The sequence below is a fragment of the Amycolatopsis sp. NPDC023774 genome, from assembly GCF_040639695.1.
Lineage (GTDB): Bacteria > Actinomycetota > Actinomycetes > Mycobacteriales > Pseudonocardiaceae > Amycolatopsis.
Genome location: NZ_JBFAAJ010000002.1, coordinates 96,901 through 111,115 on the forward strand (window position 1 = coordinate 96,901; position 14,215 = coordinate 111,115).

Consider the following 14,215-nt stretch of genomic DNA (forward strand, 5'->3'; position numbering starts at 1 on the left):
AACGACGTCGGGGAGACCCAGTCGTGACCGAGCCAAGGCTTGACCGAGTGAGTGTTATCGCTAACACTATGCGCCGGAAAGAGTGACGCGGACCACCCGGACGGGAAAGGCGGTGACGAAGTGTCAGCAGGGCCAGCCGGAGATCGGCAGGCGAGCCTCACCGACGTGGCAGGGCTCGCGGGCGTCTCCCACATGACCGTCTCGCGGGTGATCAACGGCACCGGCCCGGTCCGCCCCGAGACCCGGGCGCGGGTGATGGCCGCGGTGGAAGAGCTGGGTTACCGGCCCAACTCCGCGGCCCGCGCGCTCGTCACAGGCCGTTCCGGCACGCTCGGCGTCGTGGCGCTCGAGTCCAATCTGTACGGACCCGCGAGCACCCTGCACGGCATCGAGAACGCCGCGCGGGAAGCCGGCTACGCCATCACGATCTCGAGCGTGAGCCGACCGGGCCGGTCGTCGATCGCGGACGCGGTGGAGAGCCTGCGGCGCCAGGCGGTGGAGGGGATCGTCGTGATCGCCCCGCACGTCACGGCCGGGTTGGCACTGGCGGGAGTGCCTTCGGCGGTCCCGGTGGTCGCCGTCGGCGGCGGCGAGAGCGCGCCGGTTCCGGTGATCTCCGTGGACCAGTACGACGGCGCCCGCCGCACGACCGAGCACCTGCTCGCGCTCGGGCACCGCACGGTGTGGCACGTCGCCGGGCCGGAGGACTGGCTGGAGGCGCTCGAGCGCGAGCGCGGCTGGCGCGAGACGCTGGAGCGCCACGGCGCCGAAGTGCCGCCCGTCATCCGCGGCGACTGGAGTCCGGCTTCCGGCTACGCCGCCGGGCGGACCCTGGCCAAGAAGGTGCCCGCCGGGCATGGCGGACTCGACGCGGTGTTCGCCGCCAACGACCAGATGGCGCTCGGGCTGCTGCGCGCGTTCACCGAGGCCGGCATCGGTGTGCCGGGCGACGTGCACGTGGCCGGTTTCGACGACGTCCCCGAGGCCGCGTACTTCACGCCGCCACTGACCACGGTGCGCCAGGACTTCATCGAAGTCGGCCGGCGCACGTTCGGGCTGCTGACCGAGCGGATGGGCGGCGGCGACCAGCACGCGCGGTACCTGGTCGAGCCCGAACTGATCGTCCGGGAGAGCACCGGACCGCGCTGAGCGCGGTTCCCACCGAAGGAGAACCCCGTGTCCCCGCACTCTCCGAATGTTAGCGCTAACATTCACGAGCCCCTCGTGATCGGCGTCGACTTCGGCACGCTTTCGGGCCGCGCCGTCGTGGTGCGGGTCTCCGACGGCGCCGAGCTGGGCACCGCCGTGTACGAGTACCCGCACGGCGTCGTCGACCGCACGCTACCCGCGACCGGCGAGCCGTTGCCCCCGGACTGGGCACTGCAGGTCCCCTCGGACTACATCGGAGTGCTGCGCACCGCCATCCCCGCCGCACTGCGCGACGCCGGCGGCGATCCCGCCGACGTCGTGGGGCTCGGCACCGACTTCACCGCGTGCACGATGGTTCCGACCACTGTGGACGGAACGCCGCTGTGCGAGCTGCCGCAGTTCGAGCGCGAGCCGCACGCGTATGTGAAGCTGTGGCGCCACCACGCCGCGCAGCCCCAGGCCGACCGGATCACCGAGCTCGCGCGCACCCGCGACGAGAAGTGGCTGCCCCGCTACGGCGGGCGGATCTCGTCGGAATGGGAGTTCGCCAAGGCGCTGCAGGTGTGCGAGGAGGCGCCGGCCGTCTACGCGGCGACGGCGCACTGGGTCGAGCTGGCCGACTGGATCGTCTGGCGGCTGACCGGCTGCTACGTCCGCAACACCTGCACCGCCGGCTACAAGGGCATCCTGCAGGACGGCGAGTACCCGGGCGCCGATTTCCTGCGTGAGCTGAACCCCGGGTTCGCGGACTTCGTGGCGGACAAGCTCGACCGGCCGCTCGGGCGCCTCGGCGACCGCGCCGGCTCGCTCACGGCCGAAGCGGCGGCGTGGACCGGGCTGCCGGAAGGCATCGCCGTCGCGGTCGGCAACGTCGACGCGCACGTGACCGCGCCCGCTGCGCAGGCCGTCGAACCCGGCCGGATGGTCGCGATCATGGGCACCTCGACGTGTCACGTGCTCAACGGCGAGGAACTGCGTGAGGTCCCCGGCATGTGCGGCGTCGTCGACGGCGGGATCGTGCCCGGGCTGTGGGGCTACGAGGCCGGGCAGAGCGGGGTCGGCGACATCTTCGGCTGGTTCGTCGAGCACGGCGTGCCGCCCGGCTACCACGAGGACGCGCGACGTGCGGGCGTCTCGCTCCACGAGCACCTCACGAAGCTGGCCGCCGATCAGGAAATCGGCGCGCATGGACTGCTCGCGCTCGACTGGCACAGCGGCAACCGCTCGGTGCTGGTGGACCACGAGCTGTCCGGCGTCGTCGTCGGCCAGACGCTGGCCACCCGCGCCGAGGACACCTACCGGGCGCTGCTGGAGGCGACGGCATTCGGCACCCGCACGATCATCGAAGCCTTCCGGGACTCAGGAGTGCCGGTCACCGAGCTGGTCGTGGCCGGCGGGCTCGTCCGCAACGCCTTCCTGATGCAGCTCTACGCCGACGTGGTGAACCTGCCCCTGTCGGTGATCGGGTCCGCGCAGGGGCCGGCGCTCGGCTCGGCCATCCACGCCGCCGTCGCGGCCGGCGCTCACCCGGACATCACCGCGGCCGCTCGCGCGATGGGCTCGGTCCACCGCGACGTGTACCGGCCGGTGCCCGCGCACGCCCGTGCCTACGACGAGCTCTACGCCGACTACCGCGAGCTGCACGACCACTTCGGCCGCGGCGGCAGCGACGTGCTGCACCGCCTCGCGGCCCGCCGCCACGCCACCGCCTCCGCCGGCGAAAGGACAGTCCTGACATGTCGCTGACCGACGAGCTGCTCGGCACCGTCGCCGAACTGCGCCGCACCGTCGCGGACCTGCACGGCGAGCTCACCCGCAACGAGCTGGTCGCCTGGACGGCGGGCAACGTCTCGGCACGGGTGCCCGGGCGCGAGCTGATGGTGATCAAGCCGTCCGGGGTCTCCTACGACGAGCTGTCCGCCGACACCATGGTCGTCACCGACCTGCACGGGCGGCTGCGCGACGGCGAGCTCACGCCCTCGTCCGACACGGCCGCCCACGCCTACGTCTACCGGCACCTGCCCGAGGTCGGCGGTGTCGTGCACACGCACTCCACTTACGCCACCGCGTGGGCCGCGCGCGGCGAGCCCATCCCGTGCGTGCTCACGATGATCGCCGACGAGTTCGGCGGGGAGATCCCGGTCGGACCGTTCGCGCTGATCGGCGACGACTCCATCGGCCGCGGCATCGTCGAGACGCTGCGGGCCAGCCGCTCCCCCGCCGTTCTGATGCGCAACCACGGCCCGTTCACCGTGGGGCGTACCGCCCGCGACGCGGTGAAGGCGGCGGTGCTGGTGGAGGACGTGGCCCGGACGGTCCACAAGGCCTTCGAGCTCGGCGCACCCACGCCGTTGCCGGCCGAGGACGTCGACCGGCTCTACGCGCGCTACCAGAACGTCTACGGCCAGCGCTGAGCCCGGCCGGCGCACACGACGAGGAGACAAATGGCTTCGCAGAACAAACCCCAGGTCTGGTTCCTCACCGGGAGCCAGGCGCTCTACGGCGAGGACACGCTGGCGCAGGTCGCCGGCCAGTCGCTGGAGATCCAGCGGCTGCTGGCCTCGACGGGACGGCTTTCGGCCGAGCTCGTCGGGAAACCGGTGCTGACCGAGGCCGCCGCGATCCGCCGGCTGCTGCTCGAGGCCAACGCCGACGCCTCCTGCGTCGGGGTGATCGCGTGGATGCACACCTTCTCGCCGGCGAAGATGTGGATCGGCGGTCTCGACGCATTGCGGAAACCGTTGCTGCACCTGCACACCCAGCTCAACGAAGCCCTGCCGTGGCGCAGCATCGACATGGACTTCATGAACCTCAACCAGGCGGCGCACGGGGACCGCGAGTTCGGCCATGTGCTGACCCGCCTTTCGGTGCCGCGCAAGACCGTCGCCGGGCACGCGGGCGACCCGGTGGTCGTGGCGCGGATCGACGCGTGGGCGCGGGCCGCGATCGGCGCGGACCACCTGCGTGAGCTGCGGCTGGCGCGCTTCGGCGACAACATGCGCGACGTCGCCGTGACCGAAGGGGACAAGGTCGAGGCCGAGCTGCGCTTCGGTGTCTCGGTGAACACCTACGGCGTGAATGACCTCGTCGAGCTCGTCGACAGCGCGTCCGAAAAGGACACCGGCGAACTGGTCACCGAGTACGCGTCGGCCTACGACGTAGCGCCGGAGCTCGCCGAAGACGGCCCCCGCCACGACTCCTTGCGGTACGCGGCGAAAGTCGAACTGGGGCTGCGGCGGTTCCTCACCGAGGGCGGCTTCGGCGCGTTCACCACGAACTTCGAGGATCTCGGCGGCCTGCGGCAGCTGCCGGGGCTGGCCGTGCAGCGGCTGATGGCCGACGGCTACGGCTTCGGCGGCGAAGGCGACTGGAAGACCTCGGCCCTGCTCGCCGCGGTGAAGGCGATGGGAGCCGGCACTGGCCGCGGCACGTCGTTCATGGAGGACTACACCTACCACTTCGGGCCGGGCGAGCCGAAGATCCTCGGCGCGCACATGCTCGAGGTCTGCCCGAGCATCGCCGCCGCCCGCCCGTCGTGCGAGATCCACCCGCTCGGCATCGGCGGCCGCGAGGACCCGGTGCGGCTCGTGTTCGACGCCGCCCCGGGCCCCGGCGTGGTGCTCGGCCTGGCCGACCTCGGCGACCGGTTCCGCCTGGTGGCCAACGAGATCGAGGTCGTCCCACCCGACGAGCCCCTGCCCAGCCTGCCCGTCGCGCGCGCGGTCTGGCAGCCGGCGCCGTCGCTCGCCACGTCTGCCGAGTCGTGGATCACCGCCGGCGCGCCGCACCACACCGTGCTGACCCAGGCGGTGCCGGTCGAGACCCTCCGCGACTTCGCCGACCTGCTCGGCGTCGAGCTCCTCACCATCGACGCCGGCACCACCACCTCCGGGTTCGCCGACCGGATCCGCTGGAACCAGGCCTACCACCGGCTCGCCCAGGGCTTCTGAAAGGAGCACGAACAATGAAGTTCATCCGAGGAATCCGAGGGGTCACCGTCGCAGCACTGGCGTTGACGCTGGCCGCCTGTGGTTCGAGTGTCAAGACGGCCGACCAGCAGCCGGCCGCCGGCTCGTCGGCCGGCGCGCTGATCGGCGTCACCATGCCGACGAAGTCGTCGGAACGCTGGATCCACGACGGCGACAACATCAAGTCAGCTCTGGAGAAGCTCGGCTACAAGGTCGACCTGCAGTACGCCGAGAACGACATCCCCACGCAGGTCAACCAGATCGAGAACCAGATCACCAAGGGTGCCAAGCTGCTGGTGATCGCCTCCATCGACGGTACCGCGATCACCACCCAGCTGCAGGAGGCGGCCGACCACAAGATCCCGGTGATCGCCTACGACCGCCTTCTGCTCAACAGCGGAGGCGTCGACTACTACGCGACCTTCGACAACTACAAGGTCGGCGTGGAGCAGGCGACCTCGCTGGTGAAGGGCCTCGGCACCGGCCCCGGCCCGTTCAACATCGAGCTGTTCGGCGGCTCGCCCGACGACAACAACTCAACGTACTTCTTCAACGGCGCCATGTCCGTGCTCAAGCCCCTCATCGACAGCGGCAAGCTCGTGGTGAAGAGCGGCCAGACGACGTTCGCGCCGACCGCGATCCTGCGCTGGGACCCGGCCACCGCGCAGCGGCGCATGGAGGACCTGCTCACCAAGACCTACGGCGGCGGCGCGAAGGTCGACGGCGTGCTCTCGCCGTACGACGGTCTGTCCATCGGCATCCTCTCGGCGCTCAAGAGCAACGGCTACGGCACCGCCGGCCAGCCCTACCCGGTGGTCACCGGCCAGGACGCCGAGGTCGCGTCGGTCAAGTCGATCATCGCCGGTGAGCAGTACTCGACGGTGTTCAAGGACACCCGCAAGCTCGCCGACGTCACCGTGAAGATGGCCGACACGGTGCTCAAGGGTGGCAAGGCGGAGGTCAACAACACCACGGATTACAACAACGGCAAGAAGGTGGTGCCCTCCTACCTGTTGCAGCCGGTGGTGGTGGACAAGAGCAACTACCAGAAGGAGCTGCTCGACTCCGGCTACTACACGGCGGGGCAGCTGAAGTGACGGAACTGCTCGGCATGCGCGGGATCACCAAGACCTTCCCCGGGGTCACCGCCCTCGCTGACGTCACCCTTTCCGTGCGCCGCGGGGAGATCCACGCGATCTGCGGGGAGAACGGCGCCGGGAAGTCGACCCTGATGAAGGTGCTCTCCGGGGTTCACCCGCACGGCAGCTACGCCGGGGAGATCCGGTTCGACGGTGAGGCGTGCGAGTTCGGCTCGGTGCGCGACAGCGAACGCCGGGGCATCGTGATCATCCACCAGGAGCTCGCCTTGTGCGGGCAGCTCTCGATCGCGGAGAACATCTTCCTCGGCAACGAGCGGGCCCGGCGCGGGTTCATCGACTGGAACCGCACCAACCACGAGGCCGGCGAGCTGCTGCGGCGCGTCGGCCTGGCGGAGAACCCGGTCACGCCGGTGCGCGACCTCGGCGTCGGCAAGCAGCAGCTCGTGGAGATCGCGAAGGCGCTGTCGAAGCAGGTGAAGCTGCTCATCCTCGACGAGCCGACCGCCGCGCTCAACGACGACGACTCCGCGCACCTGCTCGATCTGCTGCGCGGGCTGCGCGACGAGGGCGTGACGTCGGTGATCATCTCCCACAAGCTCGGCGAGGTGATCGCGATCGCCGACACCGTCACGATCCTGCGCGACGGCCGGACGATCGAGACCCTCGACGCGGCCGGGCTCACCGAGGAGCGGCTGATCACCGGCATGGTCGGGCGCGACCTGCAGCACCGCTTCCCGCCGCGGGAACCCGACGTCGGCGACGAGGTGCTGCGGATCGAGGACTGGACCGTGCACAGCCCCACCCAGCCCGGCCGGGTCGTGGTCGACCACGCCAACCTGACGCTGCGGCGCGGGGAGGTGGTCGGCCTGGCCGGGCTGATGGGCGCGGGCCGGACCGAGCTGGCGATGAGCGTGTTCGGGCGCTCCTACGGCACCGGCATCTCCGGCCGGCTGGTCAAGGACGGCGTGCCGATCGACGTCCGCTCGGTCCGCGACGCCGTGCGCCACGGCATCGCCTACGCCACCGAGGACCGCAAGCGCTACGGGCTCAACCTCATCGAAGACGTGCAGCGCAACGTCTCGGCCGCGGGCCTCGGGAAACTGGCGCGCCGCGGCTGGGTCAACGAGCACGCCGAGCACGACACCGCCGCGCGGTTCCGCCGGGACCTGCGGATCAAGGCGCCGACCGTGCGCAGTGTGACCGGGAAGCTCTCGGGCGGCAACCAACAGAAAGTCGTGCTGGCCAAGTGGATCTTCACGGATCCGGACGTGCTGATCCTCGACGAGCCGACCCGCGGCATCGACGTCGGCGCGAAGTTCGAGATCTACTCGATCATCAACTCCCTTGCCGCGCAAGGGAAGGCGGTGCTGGTCATCAGTTCCGAGCTGCCGGAGCTGCTCGGCCTGTGCGACCGGATCTACGCGCTGTCCGCGGGCCGGGTGACCGGCGAGGTCGCCCGCGAGGACGCCACCCAGGAGCTGCTGATGCAGTACATGACGAAGGAACGCCCATGACCACAACGGACACGGCCCGGCCCGCCGCGCCCCCGGCCGCCACCCCGGGCAGGCGGATCTCGATCAACCCGCGCCAGAGCGGGATCTACGTCGCCTTTGCGCTGATCGTGGTGCTGTTCGAGGTGCTCACCGGCGGCGCGCTGCTCGAGCCGCAGAACATCTCGAACATCATCGTGCAGAACTCCTACGTGCTGATCCTGGCGATCGGCATGATCCTGGTCATCATCTCCGGCCACATCGACCTCTCGGCCGGTTCGGTGGTTGCGATGACCGGCGCCGTCTCCGCGGTGCTCATGGTGAACCTGCATGTGCCGTGGCCGCTGGCGGTGCTCATCACCCTGGTGACGGGCGCGGTGATCGGCGCGTGGCAGGGGTACTGGGTCGCCTACTTCGGCATCCCGGCCTTCATCGTGACGCTGGCGGGGATGCTGGCGTTCCGCGCGCTGACGCTGACCGTGCTGGGCAACCAGGGCATCGGCCCGTTCCCCGATGCGATCCGCACGCTGTCCAACGGCTTCACCGACGGCTACCTCGGCAACATCGGCCTCGGCCCGCTCGGCGGCGCCGACCTGGTCAGCCTCATCGTCGGGGTGCTCACCGTCGCCGCGATCGCGATCACCCAGCAGCGCAAGCGCTCCGCGCGGCTCGGGTACGGGCAGGACGTGGACCCGTACCCGGTGTTCGTCGCGAAGGTCGCCGGCGCCGCGATCCTGGTGCTCGCGGTGGTTGTGCAGCTCGCGCGGTTCAAGAACCTGCCGTGGGTGCTGATCCTGCTGGCCGTGCTCGTGGTCGGCTACTCGCTCGTCGCCGGCCGTTCGGTGTTCGGCCGCCACATCTACGCGGTCGGCGGCAACCTCCAGGCCGCGACGTTGTCGGGCGTCAAGGTCAAGTCGGTGGCGTTCTGGATCTTCGTGAACATGGGGGTGCTGGCCGCGCTCGCCGGGATCATCTTCGCCGGCCGGCTCAACCAGGCCGGCCCGACGGCCGGCGTGAACTTCGAGCTCGACGCGATCGCCGCGGCGTTCATCGGCGGCGCCGCCGTGCAGGGCGGCGTGGGGAAGGTCGTCGGCGCGATCACCGGCGGGCTGATCATGGCGGTGATCAACAACGGCATGTCCCTGATCGGCGCTCCGAGCGAGCGCGTGATGCTGGTCAAGGGCGTGGTCCTGCTCGCGGCGGTCGCGTACGACATCTGGACGAAGCGTCGCGGTACGGCGTAAGGCGGCCCGGGCCGTGACGGGGTCTTCTAAGGTCGGCGGTAGATCGTGATCGAGTGGCCGACCTCGTCGATCGGGGTGCTGGTGTCCAGCAAGGACTTCATGTGGGCGTCGGCCTTGGCGACGGAGGAGTCGGAGACGGCGAGGAGGCCGTGGACCTGGTCCGGGGGCACCCGGAGCGGGTCGGCGGCCTCGATGCCGTAGCTGGCAGGCACGCCGCTGCCCTTGTAGACCAGCCAGACGTGCTCGCCCGGGTAGGTCGTGCGGAGGCGATCGGCGAGGCGGCCGAGGTCCTGGCCCCAGTCGACGTTCGAGTCGTGCAGTCGCAGGTGGGTCTGCGTCGGGCCGCCGAAGGCCTCGTTCGAGTAGGGCAGGTAGTACGGGAACGTCAGCAGCGAGCTGACGGCCGTGAACACGACCAGGGCCGCCGCGGTGAGGTGGGCCGAGCGGCGGCGCACGAGGGCGAGGCCGGCGGCCGCGACGGCGAGGAACATCGGGAGGAAAACCGTGTACCGGACGCCGAAGTCGCGGCTGCCGGTCATGGCGGCGGCCAGCAGCACCACGGACGGAACGAGGAGGTAGGGCGCCGCGGAGCGCAGCCGGGGAATCGCGAGCAGCGCGACGATGCCGGCCGCCCAGAGCGCCAGTGTGCCGAGCGGGGTCTTCACGAGGATCGCGGCCGGGAGGTAGTACCAGAGGGCGCCGAAGTACAAGCGGCCGAACAGGAAGCCGCTCCACACCTGGTCTTCGAAACCGAACTGGAGATGCATGCCGTCGCGGTACGGCGCGGGTACCGGCAGCCAGTCGGCGAGCGCGCGCAGGCCGTGGAGGGTCGGCAGGCCGGGCGGTGCCTGCCAGCGCAAGCGAGGATCGACGGCGAGGTAGGCGGCCCAGACGACGGCGACGGCGATCAGCCCCACGCCGACGACCGCCGCGACGAGCTCGAGGGCGGTCCGTTTCGAGCCGGAGCCGCGGCCGCGACGGAAGTGCCACACGGACAACGCGGCCAAGAGCAGCACCACCGGAACCGCGGGCAGAGCGCTCATCTTCGTGGCGATCGCGGCGCCGAGCGCGAGTCCCGCCAGGGGGAGATACCGCGCGGGCCGGCGCCGGGCCCGCCACACCAGCCAGGCCGACGTCAGCAGGAACCCGGCCATCGGCACGTCGAGCGTGGCCAGCGAGCCGTACGCGATGACGTCGGGAGAGAAGGCGTAGAGCGCGAGCGCCATGAGTCCGCCGACCGGGCCGGCCAGGTCGCGCGCGAACGCGAAGACGACCAGCCCGAACAACAGCGTCAGCACGATCATCGGCAGCCGAGCCAGGAGCATCAGGTGGCCCGGATCGCTGGCCGACTCGTACAGCACACGCCGGCCGAGCTGCGTTTCGTCGCCGGCGAAGCCGGGGTCGAGGTGCACGTCGGCGAAGGCCAGGCCGGCCGCGATGATGAGCTTGCCCAGCGGCGGGTGCTCGGGGTTGTACCGAAGGCTGTGCTGGTCGAGGTAGACGACGGCCGTGCCGACGTAGACCGGCTCGTCGATCGTCGGGGTCTGCTCGACGGCCGTGGTGACCATCGCGAACGCCATCTGGGCGAGCAACGCGAACCCGACGAGCGCGAACGCCCACCGGCGGTGCCGTCGCAGCCACTCGAACCGGCCCCCCGGAGCCTTGGCCGGGTCCCGGTCCGGTTCCGCCGGGGTCGCCGGACCCGAGCTCGACAGCTGGCTCGTAGGCGGCGACACCCCGGAGTTCCTTCCACGCGAGAGAACACGTCCGAGCCCATGCTACGTCCCGCCCGGCGGTGCGATCGGCTCGTGACCACCGGCGACCGTCCGGATAAGCGCTGGGGCTTCGCCGACTATCGGCAGACAGGATCGTGTCCAAGCCCGGGTGGTCGGTGCGGAACACCGGCAGGGCGCCGGGAACGTCGTCGTGCCAGGGGCCGGCCGGCGCCCGCTGTCCGCCAAGCGCCTGCGGCGAGCGGCGCGGGCGGGCAGGTCGTCGTCGAAAGCCGGTTTCGGCACGAACGCTGCGGGAACGTCGCGGTGCGAGGCGCCGCGTGGACCGGACGGTTATTCGGTTGACCCGGCCCTGCGGCGGCGCTGCACTGTGGCGCGACAGCCACGACATCCCGGGGAGACCGCCACGGTGGATATGCACGCACTGGAGATCCGCGCCACGACCGAGCAAGACTTCGACGTCTTCGTCGACACCGTCCACGCCGCGTTCGCGCGGTTCCCCGAGACGCCGGCCGAGGGCGGCGGGTTGTGGTGGTCGGCGCTCGAGATGGATCGCGGGGTGCTGGCCGTGGCGCACGGGCGGCCCGTCGGGACCGCCGCGGCCTACTCGTTCGAGCTCACGCTGCCCGGCGAGGTCGTGGTGCCGGCGGCCGGGATCACGTCCGTCGGGGTACTGCCAACGCATCGGCGCCGGGGGGTGCTGACCGCGATGATGCGCCACCAGCTGGCCGAACTGCGGGCGCGCGGGGAGTTCCTGTCCGTGCTGCTGGCGTCGGAAGCCACGATCTACGGCCGCTTCGGCTACGGGCCGGCGACCTACACCGGGAAGCTGACAGTGCCACGGCACCAGGCCGCGCTCGCCGCACCGCGGGCTCAGCCGCCGGCCGACGCCGGCTCGGTGGAGGTTCTGAAGCGGGACGAGTGCGTCGACCTGCTGGAAGACGTCTACGACCGCTACCGCCGCGCGCAGCCCGGCGCGTTGTCCCGACCGCACCGGTGGTGGGAGTTGCGCGCGGGCCAGCCGCCGATCACCGCGGCGCCGCGGTACCTCGCCGTGCACCGGGACGCCGACGGCACCCCGGACGGGTACGCCAGCTATTCGCTCAGTGAGCCCGGCACGCTGACCGTCGACGAACCATCGCCGTCGACGACGCCGTCCTCACCGCCCTGGCCCGGTTCGTGCTCGGCCACGACCTGGTCACGCGCGTGGTGTTCAAGCACATCCCGCCGTGGCACCCGCTGCGCTGGCAGCTCGCGGACTTCCGCGCCGGCGAAATGACCGACGACGACTGGCTGTGGGTACGGCTGCTCGACGTCCCGCGCGCGCTGACCGCCCGCGGCTGGTTCACCGACGGCGAGCTCGTCCTCGACGTCATCGACCCCTTCCTCGACGAGCGCGGCCGCCACCTTCTGACCGTCCGCGACGGCAAGGCGGAGTGCGTCCCCACGGACCGCACGCCCGACCTGTCCCTGGACGTGCGCGACCTCGGCTCCCTCTACCTCGGTGGCACCACCCCGAGCACCCTCGTGCGCGCCGGCCACGTCCACGCGCACCACGCCGAGGCCGCGGCAACCGCCGACGCGCTGTTCCGCTCCGACCGAGAGCCGCACTGCCTGCACTGGTTCTGACGGCGCCGGCCGAGACTCAGGTTCGACATCGAGCGAACATGTTCATCGCCGCACGCACGACGATCCCAGCGGCTCCTCCGGTGAAAACGAGACCGCCGAAGAGGTGGCCGTCGTCACTTCCGGTAGCCGCGAACGCCATGGTCGACATCGCCGCGCCACTACAAACAACCAGCGTTTTGCGAGGACGCCACCTTGCCGCAATCCGGTTGCGCGTCGTCCTGGCCACGAGCAGGCCGATACAAGCTCCCGGCGGCAAAAAGATGCCTGAGCTCAGCCAGTGGCTGTTCGGCCCGAACGCCCGCCCGCTGATCAATGAAGCACGCCGCCGCCCGCACGTGCCGCATCACGTCGCTCGGAGAGCAGAACCGATGCCGTGCCGAGCTGCTATCTCGCGAAGCGTTATCCGGCGGTCGGGGTGCCAGCGTGCCAGTGCTGCCCTGGCCACGGAGGCGCTCCGGCCGAGGCTCAGCGGTTGAGCACGTTCGCGAGCGCCGCGACGTCGACCTGCCGGGGCTTCGGCAGCCATGCCGGCTGGTCGGCGCCGCGGGACGAGAGGACGTTCAGGTAGTGGTGCGGGGTCCGCGAGAGCGTGACGTTTCCGTGACGCCCTGGTACAGCCCGAGCGGCGTGAACAGCTGCGGGTCGAGCAGCTCGTGCTCACCCCCGCTGCCGACGGCGCGGCGGACGTAGTCCCGGTCGAAGAAGCCGAGGATGGTCGCCCACATGGCGGCGCGCGTGAGGGAGACGTGGACGCGGTAGCTGCCGCCGTCGGTGGCGCGGCGGATGAGCGCGGCCAGCGCGCCGGTGGCGCCCAGCCAGGCGACGAGGTAGTCGTTGATGATCGACGTCGGCGGGAGTTTCGGCTGGCCCAGGGTGCCTTCGGCGGCGACCATGCCCGTGACGGTTTCGGCGACCTGGTCGAAGCCCCCACGGTTCGCCCACGGGTCGGTGTCGCCGTGGCAGCCGGAGTGACGTGGACGAGGCCGGGCCGCAGGCCGATCGCCTGGTGGGCGTCGACGCCGAACTCGGTGAGCAGGCCCGGGGCGGCGGTTGGCGTGGAAGACGTCGGCGTCCGCGCAGGAGAGCGTGGAGGGTCGCCTGGCCGTCGGGGCGCGGACGTTGAGGCGGGTCGAGCGGACGCCCACGTTGACCGTGGCGACCAGCGAGTCCATCTCGAACTCCATGACGCGCCAGACGTTGAGCACGTCGGCGCCCAGCGCGGCCAGCGCGCGGCCGATGCCGGCGCCGGCGATGACGCGGCCCATGCCGAGTGCGCGGATGCCGGACAGCGGGTGCGTGCCCCAGTCCGGCAGCGGTTCGGGCGGCGTGTCCGCGACCTTCTCGATCTCGATCAGCGGCCGTGAAGCGAGGTGCTCGAACACCGGCTCGGCCACGAACTCCTTGACGCTGCGGACCTTCGCAAACACGATGCCGTGCCGCTCCCCACCTCCTCCAGCTCGTCGGAGGTGTGCCGGGCGATCGCGCGGCCGAGCGCTTCGGGGCTGTCCGCGCAGTAAAGGACAGCGGGCATCTTCGACTTCAGGCCCGGGTAGATGTTCGCGGGTACGACGTGGCGGCCGTCGCGCGTCGGGTAGAAGCCGAGGTAGGAGCCGACGAGTCGGTCGGCCAGGTCGGCGCGGTAGCCGTTGAGCGTCTCCCACCGCAGCTCCGACGCCGGGGCGAGCCGGCGGATGGCCTGGCCGAGGTCGACCCTGATGTCCTGGCCCAACCCCGTTCGCATCCGCCACAGCTTAGCGGCGAGCACCGACTGCTGGGCCAGCGCGACAGCCGCCGGCCCGCCGATGCGGATCGAGCTGGGCAGCAGCGGTCACGCTTGCGGAAGGTGATGGCGCCGCCGCTGTCCTCGGGTGTGAATCCCAGTGGTACCAACACTTCGCGCAG

At 71.0% G+C, this 14,215-nt stretch carries 11 protein-coding genes and 1 pseudogene; 9 read left to right on the plus strand and 3 right to left on the minus strand.

The genetic code is table 11. The features are described from left to right. Positions 1-120 precede the first annotated feature (120 nt). Genes AB0F91_RS06380 through mmsB form a run of 7 tightly spaced genes read left to right on the plus strand, consistent with a single transcriptional unit; the run spans position 121 to position 8,951 of the window. Entirely contained in the window at positions 121-1,149 is a 1,029-nt protein-coding gene (locus AB0F91_RS06380) for a LacI family DNA-binding transcriptional regulator (protein ID WP_360595327.1), read from the plus strand. A 60-nt stretch (positions 1,150-1,209) separates the two neighbouring features. Then, positions 1,210-2,895: a ribulokinase gene (gene araB, locus AB0F91_RS06385; protein ID WP_360596270.1), complete on the plus strand. Its 1,686-nt coding sequence runs from the start codon at positions 1,210-1,212 to the stop codon at positions 2,893-2,895. Beyond that, positions 2,886-3,563 (plus strand): L-ribulose-5-phosphate 4-epimerase, encoded by a 678-nt coding sequence (locus tag AB0F91_RS06390; protein ID WP_360595328.1) that lies wholly within the window; start codon positions 2,886-2,888, stop codon positions 3,561-3,563. The genes araB and AB0F91_RS06390 overlap by 10 nt, the downstream gene beginning before the upstream one ends. Before the next feature lie 30 nt (positions 3,564-3,593). Further along, a complete protein-coding gene (araA, locus tag AB0F91_RS06395) occupies positions 3,594-5,099 on the plus strand; it encodes an L-arabinose isomerase (protein WP_360595330.1) in 1,506 nt (501 codons plus the stop codon). Between the two features lie 14 nt (positions 5,100-5,113). Next, positions 5,114-6,214, plus strand: coding sequence for a multiple monosaccharide ABC transporter substrate-binding protein (gene chvE / locus AB0F91_RS06400; protein WP_360595332.1), 1,101 nt, complete (start codon positions 5,114-5,116; stop codon positions 6,212-6,214). Continuing rightward, complete coding sequence (mmsA, locus tag AB0F91_RS06405; RefSeq protein ID WP_360595334.1) at positions 6,211-7,731, plus strand: multiple monosaccharide ABC transporter ATP-binding protein; 1,521 nt, start codon at positions 6,211-6,213, stop codon at positions 7,729-7,731. The genes chvE and mmsA overlap by 4 nt, the downstream gene beginning before the upstream one ends. Next, complete coding sequence (mmsB, locus tag AB0F91_RS06410; protein ID WP_220239590.1) at positions 7,728-8,951, plus strand: multiple monosaccharide ABC transporter permease; 1,224 nt, start codon at positions 7,728-7,730, stop codon at positions 8,949-8,951. The genes mmsA and mmsB overlap by 4 nt, the downstream gene beginning before the upstream one ends. 26 nt (positions 8,952-8,977) lie before the next feature. On the opposite strand, the gene AB0F91_RS06415 is transcribed toward mmsB, so the two are convergent. Next, positions 8,978-10,687, minus strand: a complete 1,710-nt coding sequence (locus AB0F91_RS06415; RefSeq protein WP_360595336.1) for a phospholipid carrier-dependent glycosyltransferase — start codon at positions 10,685-10,687, stop codon at positions 8,978-8,980. Positions 10,688-11,099: 412 nt separating this feature from the next. On the opposite strand from AB0F91_RS06415, the pseudogene AB0F91_RS06420 reads away from it, so the two are divergent. Beyond that, positions 11,100-11,929: pseudogene (locus AB0F91_RS06420) on the plus strand (GNAT family N-acetyltransferase); the annotation flags it as partial. Positions 11,930-11,959: 30 nt separating this feature from the next. Beyond that, positions 11,960-12,313, plus strand: coding sequence for a sterol carrier protein domain-containing protein (locus AB0F91_RS06425; RefSeq protein ID WP_360596272.1), 354 nt, complete (start codon positions 11,960-11,962; stop codon positions 12,311-12,313). A gap of 560 nt (positions 12,314-12,873) precedes the next feature. On the opposite strand, the gene AB0F91_RS06430 is transcribed toward AB0F91_RS06425, so the two are convergent. Beyond that, positions 12,874-13,740, minus strand: coding sequence for a CoA transferase (locus tag AB0F91_RS06430; RefSeq protein ID WP_360595338.1), 867 nt, complete (start codon positions 13,738-13,740; stop codon positions 12,874-12,876). Next, the gene (locus AB0F91_RS06435; RefSeq protein ID WP_360595340.1) at positions 13,665-14,054 is read right to left on the minus strand and encodes a hypothetical protein; all 390 of its coding nucleotides are present in this window, start codon (positions 14,052-14,054) and stop codon (positions 13,665-13,667) included. The genes AB0F91_RS06430 and AB0F91_RS06435 overlap by 76 nt, the downstream gene beginning before the upstream one ends. Between the last annotated feature and the right edge of the window lie 161 nt (positions 14,055-14,215).

What these genes read in the sequence shown, in the direction of transcription:
- AB0F91_RS06390 (WP_360595328.1), top strand. Translation starts at nt 2,886, where the DNA reads ATGTCGCTGACCGACGAGCTGCTCGGCACCGTCGCCGAACTGCGCCGC.
- araA (WP_360595330.1), top strand. Translation starts at nt 3,594, where the DNA reads ATGGCTTCGCAGAACAAACCCCAGGTCTGGTTCCTCACCGGGAGCCAG.
- chvE (WP_360595332.1), top strand. Translation starts at nt 5,114, where the DNA reads ATGAAGTTCATCCGAGGAATCCGAGGGGTCACCGTCGCAGCACTGGCG.
- mmsB (WP_220239590.1), top strand. Translation starts at nt 7,728, where the DNA reads ATGACCACAACGGACACGGCCCGGCCCGCCGCGCCCCCGGCCGCCACC.
- AB0F91_RS06425 (WP_360596272.1), top strand. Translation starts at nt 11,960, where the DNA reads ATGACCGACGACGACTGGCTGTGGGTACGGCTGCTCGACGTCCCGCGC.
- AB0F91_RS06435 (WP_360595340.1), bottom strand. Translation starts at nt 14,054, where the DNA reads ATGCGAACGGGGTTGGGCCAGGACATCAGGGTCGACCTCGGCCAGGCC.